The 21818-nt window shown below is 71.5% G+C and carries 17 protein-coding genes, 2 tRNA genes and 4 pseudogenes; 7 read left to right on the top strand and 16 right to left on the bottom strand.

Features of this window, described 5'->3' with window-relative positions; translation table 11 throughout:
* Positions 1-112: 112 nt before the first annotated feature.
* The 6 genes and pseudogenes from aceE to HUN58_RS19085 all read left to right on the top strand — a co-directional run bounded on the left by aceE (position 113) and on the right by HUN58_RS19085 (position 7609).
* Positions 113-2694 (top strand): annotated as a pseudogene (gene aceE / locus HUN58_RS19110) (pyruvate dehydrogenase (acetyl-transferring), homodimeric type).
* Positions 2695-2728: 34 nt separating this feature from the next.
* Positions 2729-3828, top strand: a pseudogene (locus HUN58_RS19105) (PucR family transcriptional regulator).
* Positions 3829-3906: 78 nt separating this feature from the next.
* Positions 3907-4863 (top strand): ACP S-malonyltransferase, encoded by a 957-nt coding sequence (locus HUN58_RS19100; protein WP_180225183.1) that lies wholly within the window; start codon positions 3907-3909, stop codon positions 4861-4863.
* The gene (locus HUN58_RS19095) at positions 4860-5915 is read left to right on the top strand and encodes a beta-ketoacyl-ACP synthase III (protein ID WP_254631521.1); all 1056 of its coding nucleotides are present in this window, start codon (positions 4860-4862) and stop codon (positions 5913-5915) included. The genes HUN58_RS19100 and HUN58_RS19095 overlap by 4 nt, the downstream gene beginning before the upstream one ends.
* Before the next feature lie 83 nt (positions 5916-5998).
* A complete protein-coding gene (locus HUN58_RS19090; RefSeq protein WP_058741348.1) occupies positions 5999-6247 on the top strand; it encodes an acyl carrier protein in 249 nt (82 codons plus the stop codon).
* Between the two features lie 117 nt (positions 6248-6364).
* Positions 6365-7609: a beta-ketoacyl synthase gene (locus HUN58_RS19085; RefSeq protein ID WP_114850950.1), complete on the top strand. Its 1245-nt coding sequence runs from the start codon at positions 6365-6367 to the stop codon at positions 7607-7609.
* A 172-nt stretch (positions 7610-7781) separates the two neighbouring features.
* Here HUN58_RS19085 and HUN58_RS19080 read toward each other — a convergent pair whose 3' ends face one another.
* The 8 genes from HUN58_RS19080 to HUN58_RS19055 all read right to left on the bottom strand — a co-directional run bounded on the left by HUN58_RS19080 (position 7782) and on the right by HUN58_RS19055 (position 12760).
* On the bottom strand, positions 7782-8285 hold the full coding sequence (locus HUN58_RS19080; protein ID WP_231050759.1) for a DUF3145 domain-containing protein: 504 nt from the start codon (positions 8283-8285) through the stop codon (positions 7782-7784).
* Positions 8286-8441: 156 nt separating this feature from the next.
* On the bottom strand, positions 8442-9275 hold the full coding sequence (locus tag HUN58_RS19075) for a DUF1684 domain-containing protein (RefSeq protein ID WP_180225182.1): 834 nt from the start codon (positions 9273-9275) through the stop codon (positions 8442-8444).
* On the bottom strand, positions 9272-9928 hold the full coding sequence (locus tag HUN58_RS21175; RefSeq protein ID WP_368075773.1) for an AI-2E family transporter: 657 nt from the start codon (positions 9926-9928) through the stop codon (positions 9272-9274). The genes HUN58_RS19075 and HUN58_RS21175 overlap by 4 nt, the downstream gene beginning before the upstream one ends.
* Positions 9841-10353, bottom strand: coding sequence for an AI-2E family transporter (locus HUN58_RS21170; protein WP_368075772.1), 513 nt, complete (start codon positions 10351-10353; stop codon positions 9841-9843). The genes HUN58_RS21175 and HUN58_RS21170 overlap by 88 nt, the downstream gene beginning before the upstream one ends.
* A 34-nt stretch (positions 10354-10387) precedes the next feature.
* Positions 10388-10462: transfer RNA gene (locus tag HUN58_RS19065), tRNA-Ile, on the bottom strand.
* Positions 10463-10473: 11 nt separating this feature from the next.
* Positions 10474-10887 carry a glycosyltransferase gene (locus HUN58_RS21165; RefSeq protein ID WP_368075771.1) on the bottom strand — a complete coding sequence of 138 codons (414 nt, stop codon included), beginning with the start codon at positions 10885-10887 and terminating at the stop codon, positions 10474-10476.
* 20 nt (positions 10888-10907) lie between these two features.
* Positions 10908-11639 carry a glycosyltransferase gene (locus HUN58_RS21160; protein WP_368075770.1) on the bottom strand — a complete coding sequence of 244 codons (732 nt, stop codon included), beginning with the start codon at positions 11637-11639 and terminating at the stop codon, positions 10908-10910.
* A gap of 209 nt (positions 11640-11848) precedes the next feature.
* Positions 11849-12760, bottom strand: a complete 912-nt coding sequence (locus tag HUN58_RS19055) for a multidrug DMT transporter permease (protein WP_180225180.1) — start codon at positions 12758-12760, stop codon at positions 11849-11851.
* Between the two features lie 39 nt (positions 12761-12799).
* Between HUN58_RS19055 and def the strand changes: the two genes are divergently transcribed.
* Complete coding sequence (gene def / locus HUN58_RS19050; RefSeq protein ID WP_180225179.1) at positions 12800-13375, top strand: peptide deformylase; 576 nt, start codon at positions 12800-12802, stop codon at positions 13373-13375.
* 66 nt (positions 13376-13441) lie between these two features.
* Here def and HUN58_RS19045 read toward each other — a convergent pair whose 3' ends face one another.
* The 8 genes and pseudogenes from HUN58_RS19045 to HUN58_RS19010 form a co-directional block, all read right to left on the bottom strand.
* Positions 13442-13930, bottom strand: a complete 489-nt coding sequence (locus HUN58_RS19045; RefSeq protein WP_180225178.1) for a hypothetical protein — start codon at positions 13928-13930, stop codon at positions 13442-13444.
* Between the two features lie 257 nt (positions 13931-14187).
* A tRNA-Asn gene (locus HUN58_RS19040) sits at positions 14188-14260 on the bottom strand.
* 73 nt (positions 14261-14333) lie between these two features.
* On the bottom strand, positions 14334-15347 hold the full coding sequence (locus HUN58_RS19035; RefSeq protein WP_180225177.1) for a D-isomer specific 2-hydroxyacid dehydrogenase family protein: 1014 nt from the start codon (positions 15345-15347) through the stop codon (positions 14334-14336).
* A gap of 304 nt (positions 15348-15651) precedes the next feature.
* Positions 15652-16227 (bottom strand): annotated as a pseudogene (locus tag HUN58_RS19030) (ATP-binding cassette domain-containing protein); the annotation flags it as partial.
* A gap of 146 nt (positions 16228-16373) precedes the next feature.
* Positions 16374-18059: an ABC transporter ATP-binding protein gene (locus HUN58_RS19025; RefSeq protein WP_180225176.1), complete on the bottom strand. Its 1686-nt coding sequence runs from the start codon at positions 18057-18059 to the stop codon at positions 16374-16376.
* Positions 18056-18995 (bottom strand): annotated as a pseudogene (locus HUN58_RS19020) (ABC transporter permease). The gene HUN58_RS19025 and the pseudogene HUN58_RS19020 overlap by 4 nt, the downstream one beginning before the upstream one ends.
* Before the next feature lie 2 nt (positions 18996-18997).
* Positions 18998-20071 carry an ABC transporter permease gene (locus HUN58_RS19015; RefSeq protein WP_141863297.1) on the bottom strand — a complete coding sequence of 358 codons (1074 nt, stop codon included), beginning with the start codon at positions 20069-20071 and terminating at the stop codon, positions 18998-19000.
* Between the two features lie 117 nt (positions 20072-20188).
* The gene (locus HUN58_RS19010; RefSeq protein WP_058742429.1) at positions 20189-21805 is read right to left on the bottom strand and encodes an ABC transporter substrate-binding protein; all 1617 of its coding nucleotides are present in this window, start codon (positions 21803-21805) and stop codon (positions 20189-20191) included.
* Between the last annotated feature and the right edge of the window lie 13 nt (positions 21806-21818).

The following is a 21818-nucleotide window of genomic DNA, read 5'->3' as shown; positions in this document are numbered from 1 at the left end:
AGCGCGTGTCCACCTGCGCGTCACCATCAGGCTGCCGGTCGGTGGTGGGGCCTAGAGTGGTGTGGGTTTCCCCGCCGGTCGTGACCCGATCCGAACGGGAACCACCATGTCCGTGACGGTGAACGACCAGGACCCGCGCAGCACCGCAGGGACCGACCAGGACCCGTGAATCGCTCGACGGTCTCGTCGCGACGCACGGCCACCAGCGGGCCCGCGAGATCATGCAGAGCCTGCTGAAGCGCTCGAACGAGCTGCACCTCGGCGTGCCGATGGTCCCGACGACCGACTACGTCAACACGATCGCGCCGGACCGGTGGATCCGCTGGAACGCCGCGATCACCGTGCACCGCGCGCAGCGCCCCGGCATCGCCGTCGGCGGCCACATCTCGACGTACGCGTCGAGCGCCGCGATGTACGAGGTCGGCTACAACCACTTCTTCCGCGCGCAGGACCACGCGTCCGGCGGCGACCAGGTGTTCTTCCAGGGCCACGCCTCCCCCGGCATGTACGCCCGCGCCTACATGGAAGGCCGCCTCAGCGAGGACCAGCTCGACGGCTTCCGCCAGGAGAAGTCGCACGCCGGTGGCGGCCTGTCGTCGTACCCGCACCCGCGCCTCATGCCGCACTTCTGGCAGTTCCCGACCGTGTCGATGGGCATCGGCCCGATCAACGCGATCTACCAGGCCCAGCAGGCCAAGTACCTCACCAACCGCGGCATCAAGGACGCCGGCGACCAGCAGGTCTGGGCGTTCCTCGGCGACGGCGAGATGGACGAGGTCGAGTCGCGCGGTCAGCTGCAGGTCGCGGCGAACGACGGGCTCGACAACCTGAACTTCGTCATCAACTGCAACCTCCAGCGCCTCGACGGCCCGGTGCGCGGCAACGGCAAGATCATCCAGGAGCTCGAGGCGTTCTTCCGCGGTGCCGGCTGGAACGTCATCAAGGTCGTGTGGGGCCGCGAGTGGGACGACCTGCTCGCGCGTGACACCGACGGCGCGCTGCTCAACCTGATGAACGCCACGCCGGACGGCGACTACCAGACGTACAAGGCCGAGAACGGCGCCTACGTCCGCGAGAACTTCTTCGGGCGCGACCCGAAGGCGCTCGAGCTGGTCAAGGACTACTCGGACGACCAGATCTGGAACCTCAAGCGCGGTGGCCACGACTACCGCAAGGTCTACGCCGCGTTCAAGGCCGCGACCGAGCACAAGGGCCAGCCGACCGTCATCCTCGCGAAGACCGTCAAGGGCTACGGCCTCGGCCCGAGCTTCGAGGGCCGCAACGCGACCCACCAGATGAAGAAGCTCACGCTCGACAACCTCAAGCAGTTCCGCGACGAGATGCGCATCCCGATCTCCGACGCGCAGCTCGAGGAGAACCCCTACACGCCGCCGTACTACCACCCGGGCAACGACGACGAGGCGATCCAGTACATGCACGAGCGTCGCCGCGAGCTCGGCGGCTACGTGCCGGAGCGCCGGACGAAGTACACGCAGTTCACCCTCCCCGAGGACGCGAAGTACCAGGTCGTGAAGAAGGGCTCCGGCAAGCAGGAGGTCGCCACGACCATGGCGTTCGCGCGCCTGCTCAAGGACCTGCTCCGTTCCCCGGACTTCGGCGACCGCGTGGTCCCGATCATCCCGGACGAAGCACGCACGTTCGGCATGGACGCGTACTTCCCGACCGCCAACTCCTCCTGGCCTACAAGGAGAGCCCGCAGGGCCAGATCGTCCACGTCGGCATCAACGAGGCGGGCGCACTCGCGGCGTTCACCGCGATCGGCACCTCGTACTCGACGCAGGGCGAACCGCTCATCCCGGTCTACGTCTTCTACTCGCAGTTCGGGTTCCAGCGCACCGGCGACGCCATTTGGGCGGCGGGCGACCAGATGGCGAGGGCCTGCAGCACGCCGACGGCCACTCGCTGCTCCTCGCGGCGACGAACCCGGCGGTCGTGTCCTACGACCCGGCGTACGGCTACGAGATCGGGCACATCGTCCGCTCCGGTCTCGAGCGCATGTACGGCACGAACGAGGACGGCTCGCCGAAGCACGCCGACCCGAACGTCATGTACTACCTGACGGTCTACAACGAGCCGCTCGTGCAGCCGGCCGAGCCCGAGGGCGTCGACGTCGAGGGCATCGTCAAGGGCATGTACCTGCTCAAGCCGAGCGAGCACGACGGCCCCAAGGCCCAGCTGCTCGCGTCCGGTGTCGCGGTGCCGTGGATCCTCGAGGCGCAGCAGCTCCTCGCCGAGGACTGGGGCGTGTCCGCCGACGTCTGGAGCGTCACGAGCTGGGGTGAGCTGTACCGCGACGGTCTCGACGCGGAGCAGCACGCGTTCCTCAACCCGAACGAGCAGCCGCGCACCCCGTACGTGACCGAGCGCCTGCTCGGCACCGAGGGTCCGGTCGTCGCCGTGAGCGACTTCATGCACCAGGTGCAGGAGCAGATCCGCCCGTTCGTGCCGACCGACTACGCGACCCTCGGCGCCGACGGCTTCGGCTTTTCGGACACGCGTCCGGCCGCCCGCCGCTTCTTCCACATCGACGGCCCCTCGGTCGTCGTGCGGACGCTGCAGCAGCTCGCCCGCCAGGGCAAGGTCGACCAGGCCGTCGTCCAGCAGGCGATCGACCGCTACCGCCTGCACGACGTCACCGCCGGCACGACCGGCAGCGCTGGCGGCGAGAGCTGATCAGCAGGTGAGCACCCCCCGCACCGACACCGCCGTGGGCCGGGAGAGCGATCGTGACCGCGCGCTCTCCTGGCTCCGGCAGGTGTCGGGCGAACTCTCGACCGCGACGATCAAGCGGCTCGAGGACACCCTCCCGTGGTACAGCGAGATGCCCCCTGGGCGCTGGCTCGAGGGCAGCGCGTCGACGCCGTGGATCGCGGCCGCCGACGTCTTCGGCTCCGCGCCGCGCGAGCTCCTGCGCTCGGTGAGCCTGCAGCAGACCCTGCAGCTCATCCGCGTGGTGGTCACCGTCGTCGAGGAACGTGCCAAGGACGACGAGATGCTGCAGGAGGCGATCCTGAAGTACTCGCGGGACATCGGGACGCCCGGCTCGAGGCCCTCGTCGTCGACTCCATCCTGTCCGGCGAGTACGACGACGAACTCCCCTCCCGCATCGCGGCGCTCGGCTGGCACGGCCACGGCGAGGTCGCGGTCCTGGTCGGCAACGCCCCGAAGCAGCTCGAGGTCGACCAGATCCGGCGGACCGCACGGCACATGGACGCCGACGTGCTCATCGGCGTCCAGGGATCGCGGCTCGTGGTCGTCATCGGCCGCGCCACCCCGCGGGACGACGTCCCCGAGGGCGAGGAGCCCGTCTCCTTCACCGCCATCGCGCAGGCCCTCGAACCGTCCTTCGGCGAGGGCCACCTGGTCCTCGGCAACGAGGTCCCCGGGGTCGTCGACGCCTCGACCAGCGCGAAGGGCGCCCTCGCCGGGTTCGCCGTCGCGCGGGCCTGGCGCGGCGCCCCACGCCCGGCGCTGGCGGACGACCTGCTGCCCGAACGGGCCCTCGCCGGCGACCCGCTGGCCCGGTCCGCCCTCGTCCAGCGCATCTACGTGCCGCTCAAGGACCAGTCCACCGAGCTCCTCCAGACGCTCTGGTGCTACCTGGACACCGGCCGGTCGCTCGAGGCCACGGCCCGCGAGCTCTTCGTGCACCCGAACACCGTGCGCTACCGGCTCCGCCGCGTCGCCGACGTCATCGGGTGGGACGCCACGCACGCCCGCGACGCCCTCATCGTGCAGTCGGCGCTCATCCTCGGCGCCATGTCCGAGTCGAACACCGGCCGCCGGCGGCCTGCCGCGCGACGATAGGGATCGCACAAGGTCTCCGGCGGATCGCTGTCGGAAGTCCACACGCTCCTCGGCCGCCGCGGCAGGAAGGATCGATGGGTGATCGTCGTCGTCGCGCCCGGACAGGGCTCCCAGACCCCCGGCTTCCTCGCTCCCTGGCTCGAGGACGCCGCCGTCCGTGACCGCGTGGGCGCGTGGTCCGACGCGATCGGCGTCGACCTCGTGCACCACGGCACCGAGTCCGACGCCGACACCATCAAGGACACCGCGCTCGCGCAGCCGCTCATCGTGGCCGCGGGCCTGGTCACCGCCGACGCCCTGCTCGCCGACGGCCGTCGTGCCCTCGTCGGCGGGGTCGCCGGCCACTCCGTCGGCGAGTTCACCGCCGCAGCCGTGGCCGGGATCCTCGAGCCGACCGACGCCGTGTCGCTCGTCGCCGAGCGCGGCCGGGCCATGGCCGACGCAGCCGCCCTCGAACCGACCTCGATGGCCGCCGTCCTGGGGGGCGACCCGGACGCGGTCGCCGCGGCGCTCGAGCAGCACGGCCTCGTCCCCGCGAACCACAACGGCGGCGGCCAGACCGTCGTCGCCGGTCCGGCCGACGGCATCGCCGCCCTCGCCTCGGAGCCGCCCGCCAAGGCCCGCGTGGTCCCGCTCGCGGTCGCCGGCGCCTTCCACACGCGGTACATGGCCCCCGCCGTCGCCCGTGTCGCCCCGGTCGCGGCCGCCGCCACCGCGCACGACCCGAGCCTGCCGATCTGGACGAACGCCGACGGCTCCCGCGTCGACGACGGCCGCCGTTTCGTCGACCTCATGGTCCAGCAGATCGAGAACCCCGTGCACTGGGACGCCGTGATGGAGTCCTTCGCCGCCGCCGGCGTCACCGGCATCATCGAACTGGCCCCGGCCGGTGCCCTGGTCGGCCTCGCGAAGCGCGGCCTCCGCGGCACCCCGACCGTGGCGATCAAGACCCCCGACGACCTGCCCGCCGCCGTCGAGCTCCTGGAGCGCGACCGCGACCAGTCCGCAGGCCAGGAAGCAGACGCAACCGCATGACCGACGCGACCACGCCGTCCCCCGCCACCGACGGGACGGCCGCTCCCCGTGCCTCCCGTCCGCTGCTGCAGCAGCGTCGCGGCCACGAGTTCACCCGCATCCTCGCGTTCGGCGCCGCCCGCGGCGAGAACGTCGTCCCGAACGACGACCTCGTCGGCCCGATCGACTCCTCCGACGAGTGGATCCGGCAGCGCACCGGCATCGTGACCCGCAAGCGCGCGGGCGCCGACGTCGAAGCGGTCGACCTCGCCGAGGCCGCCGCGCGCGAGGCGATCGCGAAGGCCGGCATCGAGCCGTCGCAGATCGGCGTCGTGCTGGTGAGCACCGTCACGCACACCGTGGCGACCCCGTCGATGGCGTCCCTGCTCGCCGAGCGCATCGGCGCCACCCCGGCCGCGGCGTACGACGTCAGCGCCGCGTGCGCCGGCTACGCGTACGGCATCGCCCAGGCCGACTCGTTCATCAAGTCCGGTCTCGCCGACCACGTGCTCGTCGTCGGCGCCGAGAAGCTCAGCGACGTCGTCGACCCGACCGACCGTTCCATCTCGTTCCTCCTCGGTGACGGGGCGGGCGCGGCCGTGGTCGGCCCGAGCGACTTCCCCGGCATCGCCCCGACGATCTGGGGCTCGGACGGCTCGAAGTGGGACGCGATCGGCATGACCGCGACCTACAACGAGTGGGCCGCCGGCGCACCCCGACCGACCATGCGCCAGGCCGGACAGACGGTGTTCCGCTGGGCCGTGTGGGAGATGGTCAAGGTCGCCCGCCAGGCACTCGAGACCGCCGGGGTCCGCCCCGAGGACCTCGCCGCCTTCGTGCCGCACCAGGCGAACATCCGCATCATCGACGAGTTCGCCAAGCAGCTCGGCCTGCCGGACACCGTGACGATCGCCCGCGACATCACCACGACCGGCAACACCTCCGCCGCGAGCATCCCCCTCGCCACGCACCGCCTGCTCGAGGAGCACCCGGACCTGTCGGGCGGCCTCGCCCTGCAGATCGGCTTCGGCGCCGGACTCGTGTTCGGTGCGCAGGTGGTCGTCCTCCCCTAGTCCCCCGCGCCTCCGCGCACGGATCGAGCCCGTGCCCTAGGCTGTCCCACGGTCAAACGACACCCCCCTCAAGGAGAACCCTCATGGCCCTGTCCAACGAAGAAGTCCTCGCCGGCCTGGCCGAGCTGATCAACGACGAGACCGGCATCGCGACCGACACCGTCGCCGCCGACAAGTCGTTCACCGACGACCTCGACATCGACTCGATCTCGATGATGACCATCGTCGTGAACGCCGAGGAGAAGTTCGACGTGAAGATCCCGGACGAAGAGGTCAAGAACCTCAAGACCGTGGGCGACGCCGTCGACTTCATCGTCAAGGCGCAGGCCTGACGCGAGCTTCCTGAGCGCCGCGGCCCCGGCGGAACTGCCGCGGGCCGCGGCGCTCGTCTCGTCCACCCCCGGCTCCCCACGCGAGCCAGCTCGTCCAACGAAAGAACACGTCGTTCCATGACCAACAAGACCGTCGTCGTCACCGGGATCGGTGCCATCACGCCCCTCGCCGCGACCGCCCCGGAGACGTGGGAGGCGCTGCTCGCCGGCAAGTCCGGCATCACCCGCATCGAGGACCCGCGCTACGCCGAGCTCGAACTCCCCGTCGAGTTCGCCGGCCAGGGCCGCCGGTTCCTCACCGACCAGCTCACCCGCCCGGAGACGAAGCGCCTCGACCCGTCGTCGCAGCTGTCGCTCGTCGCCGCGCGCGAAGCCTGGGCCGACGCCGGCATCGACCCGGAGACCGTCGTCCCCGAGCGCCTCATCGTCGACTGGGCGACCGGCATCGGCGGCGTCAACACGCTGCTCGACGCCTGGGACACCCTGCGCGAGAAGGGCCCGCGCCGCGTCATGCCGATGACGGTGCCGATGCTCATGGCGAACGGCCCCGCCGCCGCCATCGAGATGGAGTTCGGCGCCCGCGGCGGAGCCCGCACGTACCTCTCGGCCTGCGCGTCCTCGACCGAGTCCCTCGCCGAGGCCTACCGCCACGTCGCATCGGGCGAGGCCGACATCGTCATCACCGGCGGCGCCGAGGCCGCGCTGCACCCGCTGCCCCTCGCCGCGTTCGCCGCGATGCAGGCCCTGTCGCGCCGCAACGACTCCCCGGAGACCGCCTCGCGGCCGTACGACGTGACGCGTGACGGCTTCGTCCTCGGTGACGGCGCTGCGGCGCTGATCCTCGAGACCAAGGAGCACGCCGAGGCCCGCGGCGCGAAGATCTACGCCGAGGTCGCCGGTGCCGGCATCACCTCGGACGCGTTCCACATCACCGCCCCGGACCCCGAGGGCAGCGCCGCCGCCCGCGCGGTCATCACGGCGCTCGAGCACGCCGGCGCCGCCCGCGAGGACGTCGTCCACGTCAACGCGCACGCGACCTCCACCCCGGTGGGCGACGTGGCCGAGTACCACGCCATGCGTCGCGTCTTCGGCGACCACCTGGACAACGTGGTCGTCTCGGCGACCAAGGCGTCCACGGGGCACCTGCTCGGCGGTGCCGGCGCGATCGAGGCCGCGTTCACCGTCCTCGCCCTGCACGAGCGCGTCGCCCCGCCGACGATCAACCTCACGCAGCAGGACCCGGAGATCGTCATGGACGTCGCCACCGCGCCGCGCGAGCTGCCGGCGGGCGACCTGCTGGCGGTCAGCAACTCGTTCGGCTTCGGCGGGCACAACGCCGTGGTCGCGTTCCGCTCGGTCTGACCCCCGGTCACGGCCTGGAGGCCCGTCCTGCGTCCGCAGGGCGGGCCTCCGTCGCGTCGTGGCCGGCCCCGGCACGCCCGGCGACCACCGGGAACGACGGACGCCGCCCGCTCCGGAGGGAGCGGACGGCGTCCGGGGTGCGGGAGGAACCGGGCGGGCGGAACCGTGCGGGTCAGCCGACGCGGTGCAGCCAGACGACGGGGTTGCCCTCGGCGGCGTGGCGGAAGGGCTCGAGTTCGTCGTCCCAGGCCTGCCCGAGGGCGAGCCGGAGCTCCCGGTGCAGCTCGAGGGCGTTGCTCCCGGCGAGCTCCATGGCGTAGCGGACCCGGTCCTCGGGGACGACCATGTTGCCGGACACGTCAGTCTGCGCGAAGAAGACGCCGAGGTCCGGCGTGTGCATCCAGCGGCCGCCGTCGGACTCCGCCGTCGGTTCCTCGGTGACCTCGAAGCGCAGGTGCTCCCAGCCGCGCAGGGCAGAGGCGATCGCCGCGCCGGTGCCGACCTGCCCGGTCCAGGTGAACTCCGTCCGACGGGAGCCGTCGAGCGCGGGCTGGTCGAGCCACGAGAAGTTCACGGCGCGGCTCATCGCGCGACCTGCCGCCCATTCGACGTGCGGGCAGAGCGCGCGTGGTGAGGAGTGCACGTAGAGCACTCCTGTCGTCGTTCCGTTCACGATTCCTCCGCTTCGTCAGGTGCGACTTCCCCATCGACCTGTGGTGCGGAGTCCCGGAACGGGACATCGGTATCCGATTGTGATGTCCTTGCGGACACGCCCATTATGCATGTCACCGGCTGCGAACGCCACACCCGGGCCGCACGGATCGCGGCGACGTCAGTGCATGACGGCTCCGGTTGCGTCGACCGGGTGGCGCTCCCCCGCGCGGAGCGGGACCGGGATCCGGTTCTGCTCGGGTGGGATCGGGCAGGCGAACTGGAACGAGAACGCGCACGGCGGCAGGACGAGGCGGTCCCAGTCGAGCAGCACCTCGGCACCGGAGTCGTCGGCGGCGAGGGCATCGGCGCCGGGGTCGTCGAGGTACAGGAAGCGGCCCATCGAGTACGAGCTGCCGGGGTCGTCCTCGGGCAGGGCGCTCGTGGCGTCCTGCACGATGAGCTGCAGGCGGGCGACACCGTGGTGGACCGCGGAACGCACCGCCAGGAGCTCCAGGGGGGCGCCGTCGACCTCGGTCGAGACGGTGCCGGCGACCACGAGCGGATCGCCGGCGGCGTCGACGACGCTGCCACGATCCTCCTGGCCGGTGGTCGCCCGGAACCTGCCGGAGGTGACGTGCGACGGCGACGCGTCGAAGCGCGCGATCGTCGCGAAACGGGTGACCGCGTCGCTCGCCGGGTCCCACACCCGCAGCGTGTGCCCGTGCACCGTCGCTGCCGTGCCGTCCGCGAAGGCGACCGTCGAGGGGACGACCGCCTGGTCGCCGGCGACGAGCACCGCCCCGTCGACCGGGACCCCGTCGACGACGATGCCGTCCGCAGCCTCGGCCGTGACCGTCAGTCCACCGGGTGCCGGCGCCCACCGCCCCGGCACGGGCCAGACCGGCTGGGGCTGCTCGACGAGCTGCGTCGTCACCAGCGCGAGCGGTCCCCGCGCGCTGCGGGCCCAGCGGTCGCGCTCGGCGACGTGGTCCGCCAGGGACCGCTCGGTCACGACTGCTCCTGGCGGGGGTAGATGACCTTCTGGACGATGATGATCACCGAGGCGGCGAACGGCACGGCCACGAGCGCGCCGAGGACTCCGCCGATCGTGCCGCCGGCCACCGCCGCGATCACCACGAGGGCGCCGGGGACCTGCACCGCACGGGACATGATGCGCGGCGAGATGAGGTAGGCCTCGACCTGCATGTAGACGAGGTAGTAGATCGCCGCGGCCAGTGCGGTCGCGGGCGAGGCGAACAGGCACAGCAGCGAGATGATGATCGCCGCGGCCAGCGTGCCGACGAGCGGGATGAGCGACCCGAGGAACGCGAAGGTCGCCAGGAGCACCGGCAGCGGCGCCCCGATGATGAGCAGGAACACGAGGCTGAGGATGCCGTTGATGAGCGCTTGGCTGATCTGCCCGACGACGTAGCGACCGACCGCCTGGGTGATCTGCTCGCTGACGTCGATGAAGTTCTCGCGCCGGGTGGCCGGGACGAACCGGTACGCCATCGACTTGAGGCCGCGCATCGACGCCAGGAAGTACAGCATCAGGATGATGACGATCACGGCACCGGTCAGGCCGGAGAGGATCCCGCCGCCGACCGCCAGGATGCCGCCGCCCAGGCTGAGCAGGTTGCCCGGGTCCTCGACGAAGGACTGCACGACAGGTCCTGCACCCACTCCTGCCGCGAGATGTCCTGCACGATCTCGGGGAAGTTCTGGATGAGGTTCGTCGCCTGCTGGATGAGGATCGGGACGACCGCGAACACGACCCCGGCGAAGGCCGCGAGGACCCCGACGACCACGATCGTGATCGCCGACCACCGCGGGATGTACCGCTCGAGGAACGACACCAGCGGGTCGATGCCGAGCGACAGGAACAGGGCGACGCCGATGTAGACGAGGACCGTGCTCAGCTCGCTGACGATCGTGCCCACGAGCAGGGCGATCAGGACGCCGAGCGCCCCCGTGAAGCCGATCCGGAAGGCATTGACCCGGACCCCGGTGCCGGCCTGGGTCCTCTCGAACGTCACGTTCGGGGTCGGGCCGTGCTCCTCCGACTCGTCGTGCTTGCGCTTGAACTGCATGGGAGACGGGTCAGCCTTCCTCGGGCGTTTCGCGTAGGGCGGGCGGGACTTGAACCCGCGGATCGTTCGGTTATGAGCCGACTGCCTTGACCAGCTTGGCTACCGCCCCTCGGAGGCCGTTCAGGCCACCGCTTCCCCACGATACAGCGACTCGAACGTCGACAGCGTGCGGTTGATGTCGTGTGCCTCGATCATCGCCAGGCTGCGCTCGCGCATCGTCGTGTAGTCCTCGTCCGACGCGGTCAGCACCGTCGTGAGCTTCGCCGCGAGGTCGGCGGCGTCGCCCGGGGTGAAGAGGTACCCGTTGCCGTCGATCAGGTGCGGCAGCGCCATCGAGTCGGCCGCCACGACGGGCAGCCCGGAGGCCATCGCCTCGAGCGAGGAGATGCTCTGCAGCTCGGCCGTCGACGGCATCGCGAACACGGTGCCGTTCGTCAGGGCCTGCCGCTTCGCCTCGTCCGTGACGAAGCCCGCGAACCGCACCCGGTCGTCGAGGCCGAGCTCGTGCACGAGCGCCGTCAGCTTCGGGATCATCTCGCCGCCGCCGACGATGGTCAGGTGGGCCTGCAGCTCGGGGGGGCGACGCGGCCGACGAAGACGATCTCGTTCGTGGCCGGTCGTCCCGGTCGCGCGGTGTAGCGGGAGGCGTCGATGCCGCACGAGATCGCGAGGACCTGCTGCCCGGCGATCGCCTTGCGCAGGTAGTCGGCGGCGAGCACCGTCGGCGTCGTGATCGCGTCGGCCAGCCGGTAGGTCTTGGCGGCGTCGTTCCAGGCGATCTTGAGCGCGATCGGCAGCGTGAACCGACCGAACGGCGTGTACTCGAGCAGGTTCTCGGGCATGAAGTGGTTGGTGCCGACGACGCGGATGCCGCGCTCGTGGGCCTCCTGCACGATCCCGCGCCCGATGACGATGTGGGACTGGATGTGCACGACGTCCGGCTGCACGGCGTCGAGGATCGGGCCGGTCCACTTGCGGACGCTCCAGGGCCAGACGAAGCGGAGCCACGCGTGCCACGGCCACTTGTACGACTTCAGCCGGTGTACCGTGAGGGTGACGCCGCGGTGCTCCTCGTCGAAGGTGCCGTGGTGGGCGCTCGACGCCGGGGCGACGACGTGGACCTCGTGCCCGCGTTCCGCGAGGCCGACGGCGAGCTGCTCGGCGAACGTGGCGGCGCCGTTGACGTCCGGCGGGAAGGTGTCCGCGGCGATCAGGACACGGAGCGGTCGGGAGCCGCCCGTCGCACCCGTCGGTTCGGCGGTGGCGGTGGTGGCGTCCTCTGACACGGCTGGCGTCGTCCTCTCGTGGGCGGGTGCTGGTCGGTCCTCGACGGTACCGCACGCTCCCGGAGGGACGCGTCCGCCTCGCGGCGGACCCGGGCTGCGGTCAGGCGGGCAGGCGGCAGCGCGCAGCACAGCGCCGCTGGTCAGCTCCGCACAGCGCCGCTGGTCAGCTCCGCACAGCGCCGCTGGTCAGCTCCGCACAGCGCCGCCGGTCAGCTCCGCGACTCCGGGTGGTGCTTGGCGAGCAGGAAGACCCCGGTGATCGCGACGACCGCGGCGACGAGGAACCCGAGCACGGCGAACCAGGGCGCCCCCTCGGCCTCGCCGAGCACCAGGACACCGATGCCGACCGCCACGATCGGGTCGATCACCGTGAGCCCGGCGATGACCAGGTCGGCCGACCCGCTCGAGTACGCGTTCTGCACGAAGTACCCGCCGAGCGCCGCCGCGACGACGACCCCGACGATCGCGAGCACCGTGAGCCAGTCGAACGTGCCGGCGACGAACCGGTTGAGCACGACCTTCGCGAGCGTCGCGACGAAGCCGTAGAGGACGCCCGCCGCGACGATGTAGTACAGCGCGACCTGGTGCTTCGCGGCGAACCGGAACGAGACGAGCACGACCGCCAGCACCACGACCAGGATGAGCAGGATCGTCGTCAGCTGGGCGGCGTCGATCGCGCTCTCCCGACCGACGAAGGCTGCGATCGCGACGAAGATCCCGACGCCGACGATGCACGTCCAGACGGCGCGACGGGCTTGCTGCCCGAGCGGCCGGCCGCTCGACCGCGACGAGAACCACGTGGTGATGACGAGGGCCACCGCCCCGAGCGGCTGCACGACGATGAGCGGCGCGTTCGTGATGCTGAAGAGCTGCAGGACGACCGCGAGCCCGAGCATGAGCGTGCCGAGCACCCAGTACCCGCTGCCGAGCAGCGCGAGCACGTGCCGGACCGAGAGCCCCTCGGACTGCCGGCCGAGCTTGGCCTCGACCCGCTGGACTCCGCGGCTCTGGAACTGCGCGCCGAGCGACAGGAAGACCGCACCGACGAGGGCGACGGGGATCATCAGGGCCTGGAAGGGTGTCAGGTTCACCGCATCCGGGATCGGGAGGTCCGTCGTCACGCGATGAGGCTACCGGTCACCGCCGGATAACCTGGGTGAATGGCCGTTCTCCCCATCCGCATCACCGGCGAACCCGTCCTGCACGAGCGCGCAGCCGAGGTCACCGTCTTCGACGACGACCTGCGCACCCTGGTCGACGACATGTTCGAGACCATGGACCTGGCCCCGGGGGTGGGCCTGGCCGGCCCGCAGGTCGGCGTCGGGAAGCGGCTCTTCGTGTACGCATGGACCGATGATGACGAGGTCCTGCACCGCGGCGTCGCGGTGAACCCCGTGCTGTGGACGAGCCCCCTCGTGCCCGAGGCCGTGGAGGAACTCGACGAGGACGACGAGTCCGAGGGCTGCCTCTCGATCCCGGGCGAACGCTTCCCGCTGCGCCGCGCCGAGGGGGTCCTGCTCCGCGCCGTCGACGCCGAGGGCACCCCGTTCGAGGTCGAGGCCCACGGCTGGCTCGCCCGGATCTTCCAGCACGAGTACGACCACCTCGACGGCTACCTGTACGCCGACCGCCTCGGGCACCCCTACGCCAAGCAGGCGGCGAAGGCCGTCCGCAAGAGCAGCTGGGGCGTCCCGGGCAAGTCCTGGCTCCCCGGCCGCGACCACCCCGAGGGCTGACGCAGCGCGGCCCGGTGCGGTCCGCCGCGGTCCGGCGCGCTCACCGGACCGGCCTGGAGGCGCGGGTCACCCCCGGTGGGCGAGCAGCGCCTCCTGCAGGCGGTCCCGGTCCGGGTGGCCGGGGCAGTACTCGAGGAGCCCGGCAGCGACGCGCGCCTGGTCGTCCGTCTCGACGGCAGCCGTCCACGGTGCGACCCCGCGCTCCGCGCAGGTCGCCGCGAGGTCGCGCAGGTCGACGGTGTCGTCCGCTGCGCGGACCGCGGCCTGCTGCTGCGCGGACATCTCGGTCCCGGTGATCGGCTTCGCCGTGCAGTCCGTCCGGTCCGCCTCCCACGCGGCGGCGTAGGTCGTGTAGGTCTCCGTCGCGTCGCCCTGCCCCGTGCGGCACACGAACGCGAAGACGATCGGCGCGCTGCCGGAGGCGGCGACCTCGGCCCCGGAGGTGGCGTCGACCGAGCCGTCCAGCTCGGGCTCGACACCGGCCGTGCACCCCGCGAGGCCGAGCGCCGCGGCGACGATGACCGTCGTGGCGAGGGCGCGGCGCAGGGTGGTCACCTGTGAACGCTAACAGCTTCCGTCCGGACGCGACCTGCGAACCCGGCGCAGCCAGCCCAGCCCGCCCCAGCCGGCCGCCCCGAGACTCGGCTCGGCGGACAAGACTCGCGGCCCGCAACGCGCGTCTCGTCCGCCAGCGCGAGACTCGGCGCACCCGACCACCGCGCCCGCGCAACCATCCCGCGCACGGGCCCCGCACGCGGGACTCGCCCCGGAACGCGAGAAGGCCCCCACCGCGAACGGTGAGGGCCTGCCTGCTCCCCGAGTTGGACTCGAACCAACAACCTGCCGGTTAACAGCCGGCTGCTCTGCCAATTGAGCTATCGAGGATCACTGCCCGCTGAGGTGAACCCCCTGCGAACAACGGGTACCAGCATAGCAGGACGCAGCGGCCCGCGCGCGGTCAGTACCCGGCGGCGGGGTCGACCACCCCGACGAACCCCTCGCCCGCTCCGCCCAGGAACGCGGTCGTGTTCGTGCGCACGCGCTCGGCGAGGAGCGCCGCCACCATCTCCGGCGTGTCCGCCTGGTGCGGCGTGATGACGACCCCTGGTGTGGTCCACAGCGGGTGTCCGTCCGGCAGCGGCTCGGGATCCGTGACGTCCAGCCCGGCGCCGGCGACCTCGCCGTCGTGCAGCGCGGCCACCAGGGCGTCCGTGTCGACCAGACCGCCGCGGGCGATGTTCACGATCCGGGCGCTCGGCTTCATGCGGGCGAACTGCGGTGCCCCGAGGAGCTTCGCGGTGCCGCTCGTCATCGCCGCGGCGACCATCACGACATCGGCGTCCGGCAGCACGGCGTCGAGCTCGTCGGTCGTGACGGTGCGGTCGGCGCCCGGGACGGGGTCGCTCGAGCGCCGCACCACGGTCACCGACACCTCGAACGGTGCGAGCAGTCGGATGTACTCGAGCGCGATGCCCCCGGCGCCGATGACCACGACGTTCCGGCCGTACAGCGAGACGCCCTCGGGCTCGGTCGCCCACGAGGCCGCCCGCGCACGCTTCGGCAGGACCCGCAGCGTCGCGAGCGTCAGGGCCAGGGCGTGCTCGGCGACCGGTTCGGCGTACGCGCCCTTGGCCGAGGTGAAGAGCACCCGGTCCCCGTGCTCCTCGATGAGGTGGGCGAACGCGTCCACCCCCGCGAACGGCAGCTGCACCCACCCGACGCCCGGCGCCCGGTCGAGCGCCGCGGCGAGCCCGTCGGGGTCGCGCGCGTCGAGCCAGACGACCGCGCGGGTGTCCTCGTCGAGCGGCGCGACCGTCCCGCCGGCGTCGGTGACCGCTGCGACGTGCAGGTCGGCCGGCGACGGCAGGATCGCGACCGGTCCGGCGGTGGGCGGCGCCACCGGGAGGGGTGCGCCGGCGTCGGTCACGACGGCACGGTGGCCGCGGGTGGGGGTCCCGGTGGTGGTCGTCATGCCGACGGGGTACGGCGGACCGTGCCCCGGAAGCGGTGGCGGGTCGGCGCTTGACCGGCCGGGACGCCGTCGCCGCCAGGGTCTTGACGTACGGGTCGACGGGGTTGTCGAGGACCTCGTCGAAGGTGCCGAGCCCGACCACACGGCCGTCGGCCATGACGGCGACGCGGTCGGCCAGGGCACGGGCCTCGCGGAGGTCGCTCGACACGACCACGGCGGAGAACTGCCGACCCCGCTGCAGGTTCGTGAGCGCCTCGAGCACGGACTGCCGCACGAGCACGTCGACACCGCGGGCCGGCTCGTCGGCGACGAGGAGCTGCGGTTCGAGGACCAGCGCGCGGGCGAGGGCGACGCGCTGCCGCTGGCCGCTCGAGAGCTCCCAGGTGTTCAGTCGCATGACGCCGAGCGGCAGGTGCACGGCGTCGACCAGGCGGGCCACGATGAGCCCGGCCTCCTTCCGGTCGAAGCGACGGTCGCGCACGTAGATCGGTTCGGCGATCGCCTCGCCGACGGTCAGGTCCGGGCTCAGCCGGTCGGCGCCGTCCTGCGGCAGGTACCCGATCCGACCGGTCAGCCGGGCGGCCTTGCGCGACGTCGGTCGGAGCCCGCGCACCTTCTGCCCGAGCACGGTGAGCTCGCCACCGGTGATGTGCCGTCGGTGCGCCCCCTCGCCCTCGCCGGTCGCGCCGAGCTGGCCGGCGATCGCCGCGGCGAACGTGGACTTGCCCGAGCCGGACTCGCCGAGCACGGCGAGGATCTCCCCCTGTCGGACGGTCAGGCTCACCCCGTCGACGGCCCGGATCGCGGCTGCGCCGCGAGCCCCCCGGTACTCGATCGAGACGTCGTCTGCGACGACCGCCGGGCCGTTCACCGCGATCATGGATCCCCTTCCGCGGCGCCCCTGACTGCGACCGCGCCTGTCGGTCGCGACGGTGCGGTCACGACGTGGTGCGGTGGAGGTGACCGCCTGGAGGCGCGACCCGCGTCGCGGACGCGGGTCGCGCCTCCAGGCTGGTCGCCACCGGATCAGGACCCGGCGTGCTCCAGTTCGACCAGCGTACGCCGTCGCTCGGCCTGCTCGGCCGGGTCCGGGACCGGCAGCGACGCGAGGAGCCGCTGCGTGTACGGGTGCTGCGGCGCGCCGAGCACCTCGGCGGTCGTGCCGGTCTCCACGAGGTCGCCACGGTAGAGGACCGCGATGCGGTCAGACAGCGCCCCCACGACCGCCAGGTCGTGGCTGATGAACAGCGAGGCGAAGCCGAGGTCCTGCTGGAGCTCGAGGAACAGCTCGAGCACGCGAGCCTGCACGGACACGTCGAGCGCGCTCGTCGGCTCGTCGGCGATGAGCAGCTTCGGCCGGAGCGCGAGCGACCGGGCGAGCGACGCGCGCTGCCGCTGGCCGCCGGAGAGCTCGTGCGGGTAGCGGTCGCCGTACGCGGCGGGCAGCTGCACCGCCTCGAGCAGCTCGTCGACGCGCTTCCGGGCGTCTCGGGGGTTCCGGACCTCGCCGTGCACGACGAGGGGTTCGGCGACGCACTCCGCGATCGTCAGCAGCGGGTTGAACGAGGTCGCCGGGTCCTGGAAGACGAACCCGATGTCCTTCCGGTGCCGCTTGAAGTCCCGTTCGCGGTACCCCAGCATCTCGGTCCCGAGGACGTTCAGCGACCCGCCCGTGATCCGGGTGAGTCCCGCGATGGCCCGGCCGATGGTGGTCTTGCCGGAGCCGGACTCCCCCACCAGGCCGAGGACCTCGCCGGGACGGATCGCCAGGTCGACGCCCTTCACCGCGCGGAACGCCGGCGAGCCGAGCCGGCCCGGGTACTCGATCTCCAGCCCGCGGGCCGACACGAGCGGCTCGACGTCCTCGGTGATCGCGGCACGACGGGCGGTCCCGGTCGAGGCCTCGAGCCGGGGCACGGCGGCGAGGAGCTTCTTCGTGTAGTCGGCCTGCGGCGCCGCGAAGAGCTCGGCGACCGGGGCCTCCTCGACCACCTCGCCCTGGTACATCACGGCGACGCGGTCGGCCAGGTCGGCGACGACGCCCATGTTGTGCGTGATGATGACGATCGCCGCGCCGAACTCGTCGCGGCAGCGGCGGAGCAGGTCGAGGATCTCCGCCTGCACCGTCACGTCGAGCGCGGTGGTCGGCTCGTCGGCGATGATGACGCTCGGCTCGAGGGCCAGGGCGGACGCGATGACGACGCGCTGCTTCTGCCCGCCGGAGAACTGGTGCGGGTAGTGGTCGACGCGCTGCTCCGGGTCGGGGATGCCCACCCGCCGCAGGTAGTCGACCGCCTTAGCCCGCGCCTCCTTCTTCGAGACGCCGCCGTGCGCCCGGAGGCCCTCGGAGATCTGCCACCCGACCGTGAAGACCGGGTTGAGCGCCGTGGACGGCTCCTGGAACACCATCGCACCGGCGGTCCCGCGGAGCTCCCGCAGCTTCGCCGGGCCGACGCTGACGACGTCGGTCCCGTCGAGGTACACCGCGCCGCCGAGCGTCGCCGTCTCCGGCATGAGGCGGAGCATGCTCCGGGCCGTGACGGACTTGCCCGATCCGGACTCGCCGACCAGGGCCAGGACCTCGCCGGGACGGACGTCCAGGCTGACACCCTTCACGGCGTCGACGGCGCCGCCGTCGGTCGCGAAGGTGACGGTCAGGTCGTCGACGACCGCGACGGGTGCGTGCTGCTGGTCGTTCGCTGCGCCGGTCATGCCGTCGCCCCTTCCGTGGTCGCGGCCTGCTTGCGCGACACCAGCTGCTTCAGCCGGCGACGGGCGCGGAGACGCGGGTCGGAGATGTCGTTGAGGCTCTCGCCGATGAAGGTCACGCCGAGCACGAGCACGACGATCGCGACGCCGGGGAACACGCCGGTCCACCAGACGCCGGAGGCGACGTCCGACAGCGCGCGGCTGAGGTCGTAGCCCCACTCGGCCCCGGCGGTCGGGCCGATGCCGAACCCGAGGAACCCGAGGCCGGCGAGCGTCAGGATCGCGTCGCTCGCGTTGAGCGTCAGGATGAGCGGGAGCGACCGCGTGGAGTTGCGGAGCACGTGGCGCGTCATGATCCGCCACGGGTTCGTGCCCACCACGCGGGCGGACTCGACGAATGCCTCGTTCTTCAGCCGGACGGCCTCGGCACGGACGACGCCCGGAGTAGCTCGAGTTGCCGCCGGAGATGACGATCGAGACGACGATCGCCAGGAGCAGCGACGGGAACGCGTAGATCGCGTCCGCCACCACGACGAGCACCCGGTCGAGCCAGCCGCCCAGGTAGCCGGACACCATGCCGAGGATGACGCCGATCGTGATCGAGACGACCACGGCGACGATGACCACGAGCACCGCGGTCCGCGCGCCGAACACCACGCGGCTGAACACGTCGAACCCGCCGACCGTGGTGCCCCAGATGTGCTCGGGGCTCGGAGCACCGGTGCGCGGGAAGCCCTGGCCGTCGGCGCCCTGCAGCTGGCCGAAGCCGTACGGGGCGATGAGCGGCGCCGCGATCGCGACGATCAGGTACAGGGCGCAGATGACCACGCCGGTGATGAGCATGGCGCGCTGCCAGCCGGTGCTCCGGCGGAGCTGGACCACCACGGGCAGCCGCTTCCAGAGCGGCTCGTGGCGGTCGACGAGCGAGACGTCGGCCATCGCTAGAACCTCACTCTCGGGTCGATGAGCGCCGCGACCACGTCGACGACGAAGTTCGTCACGGCGACGATGACGGCGAGCATCGCGACGATGCCCTGGACCGCGACGAAGTCGCGGGCCGACAGGTACTGGTTGAGCTCGAAGCCGAGTCCTCGCCAACCGAAGGTGGTCTCGGTGAGCACCGAGCCGCCGAGCAGCATGGCGATCTGCAGACCCATCACGGTGATGATCGGGACCAGCGCCGGACGGAACGCGTGCGTCCGGACGAGGCGAGCCTCCCGGACGCCGCGCGAGCGGGCTGCGTCGACGTACTCGGAGCCGAGCGTGCCGATCATGTTGGCGCGCACCAGGCGCAGGAAGATGCCGGCGGTCAGGAGCCCGAGCGTCAGCGCGGGCAGGACGGCGTGTGCCAGCACGTCGCCGATGATCTGCGCGTTGCCGGTGCGGAGCGCGTCGACGATGTAGATGCCGGTCGCGCCGGGGATGTTGTCGAGGACGAGCGACACCCGCGTCGACGCACGGTCGCCGAGCGGCAGCCATCCGAGCCAGACCGAGAAGACGAGCTTGAGCAGCAGACCGCCGAAGAACACCGGCGTCGCGTAGGTCAGGATCGCGAGCGCGCGGAACAGCACGTCCGGCCACTTGTCGCGGACGTACGCGGCGAGCATGCCGAGCGGGATGCCGAGGACGAGCGCCACGATGAGCGCCCAGAACACGAGCTCCGCGGTCGCACCGCCGTACGTGACGATGATCTCGGTGATCGGACGGTTGTCGGTCGACGTCGTGCCGAAGTCGCCGCGGACGATGTTGCCGAGGTACTCGAGGTACTGCACGATGACCGGCCGGTCGTACCCGGCGGCGTGCAGGCGCTCCTGGAGCTGCGCCGGCGTCAGGCGACCACCGACGGACGCGGTGATCGGGTTGCCGATGACGCGCATCAGGAAGAAGACGAGCGTGACCAGGATGAACACGGTCGGGAAGATGAGGAGGAAGCGGACCAGGATGTACCGGCCGAGCCCGCCGCCCTGCCCGCGGGCACGTCGCTGTGCCTGGGGCTTGGTGGGGTCGGTGGCCAGCTCCGAGGCCGCCTCCGGGGTGCTGAGGGTCACGAGGACGGGTGCCTTTCGGTGCCGTTCGGGACGCGGCCACGGGGGCGTTCCTCGTGGGAACGCCCCCGTGGGCCGACGCCGGTGTTACTTGGAGAGGGTGGCGTAGCGGAACTTGTACGAGGAGTCGAGGACCAGGCCCTTGACGTCCTTCGAGGCGACCGCGACCGACTTGCCCTGCAGCAGCGGCAGCGTCGAGATCTGGGTGGCCTCACGCTCCTGCGCCTGCTCGATCAGGTCGGCACGCTTGCTCTTGTCCGATTCCTGCTGCTCTTGCGAGATCAGGTCCTGGATCGTCGGGTCGTCGTAGTGGTTCTGCACGAAGTTCTCCTTCGTGAAGAACGGCGACAGGTAGTTGTCGGCGTCCGAGAAGTCCGGGAACCAACCGAGCTGGTACACCGGGTAGGCGTCCTTCGTGCGCTCCTGCGCGTACGTCGTGTAGACCGTCGACTGGATGTTCACGGTGAACAGGCCCGAGTTCTCGAGCTGCGTCTTGAGCTCGGCGTACTCGTCGTCCGAGGTCGAGCCGTAGTGGTCCGGCGCGTACTGGATGTCGAGCTGGACCTTGCCGGTGACGCCGGCCTTGGACAGCGTCTCCTTCGCCTTGTCGACGCTCGGACCACCGTTGCCGTCGCCGTAGAGCTGCTCGAACGGCTTCGCGGCACCGGTCAGGCCCTCGGGGACCATCGAGTACAGCGGCGAGTAGGTGTCGTTGTAGACGTCCTTGGCGAGCTTCTCGCGGTCGACGACGTCGGCGACGGCCTGACGGACCGCGAGGGCCTTCGTCTCGTCCTTGTCGGACTGGCTCGCACCGAACGGCTGCGTGTTGAAGTTGAAGACCAGGTAGCGGATCTCGCCGCCGGGGCCGTCGGTGACCTCGAGCTTGGAGTCCTTGCGGAGGTCCGCGATGTCGGTCGGCGTCAGGGAGCGGTACGCCACGTCGACGTCGCCCTTCTGCACGGCGAGCTTGAGGTCGGTCTCCTTGGTGTAGTAGCTGGCGGTGACCTCGTCGGTCTTCGCCTTGCCGAGGAGCCCGTCGTACTTCGGGTTCGCCTTGTACTGGATGGTGTCGTTCTCCTTGTACGAGGTGATCTCGTACTGCCCGGCGAACGCCTTGCCCTTGACGATGTCGGCCGCGGGCGTGAGCTTGTCGGCCGAGAACACCTGCTCGTCGACGATCGGGCCGGCGGGGCTCGAGAGCACCTGCGGCCAGGTCTGGTCGGCGTGGTCGAGGTTGAACACCACCGTCGTGTCGTCCGGGGTGTCGATGCTCTTGAGGTTGGCGAGCAGCGACTGCGGGCCGTTCTCGTTGTTGATCTTCAGCTCGCGCTCGAACGAGAACTTCACGTCGCTCGACGTGAGGTCGTGGCCGTTCGCGAACTGCAGGCCCTTCTTGAGCGTGACGGTGTACGTCGTCGGGTTCGTGAACTCGCCCTTGGTGGCGATGTCCGGCTTCACGTCCGGGCTGTTGACCGGGGTGTTCATCAGGAACGGGAACACCTGGTTCTGCACGGCGAAGGAGCCGTTGTCGTAGGAGCCCGCCGGGTCGAGGGACGTGATCTTGTCCGTCGTGCCGATGCTGATGCCGTTCAGGGCGGTGTCGGAGACGCTGCTGCTCGCGCAGCCCGTGAGCACCAGCGCCGTCGCTGCTGCCCCGGCGCCGAGCGCGAGACCGCGCTTGCCCCACTTGGTCACGGATGCCATGTCCGCTCTCTCT

This window comes from Curtobacterium sp. Csp1 (assembly GCF_013347185.1).
Note: the sequence above shows the minus strand (reverse complement) of the source record. Positions and strands in the feature narration are given on the sequence as shown.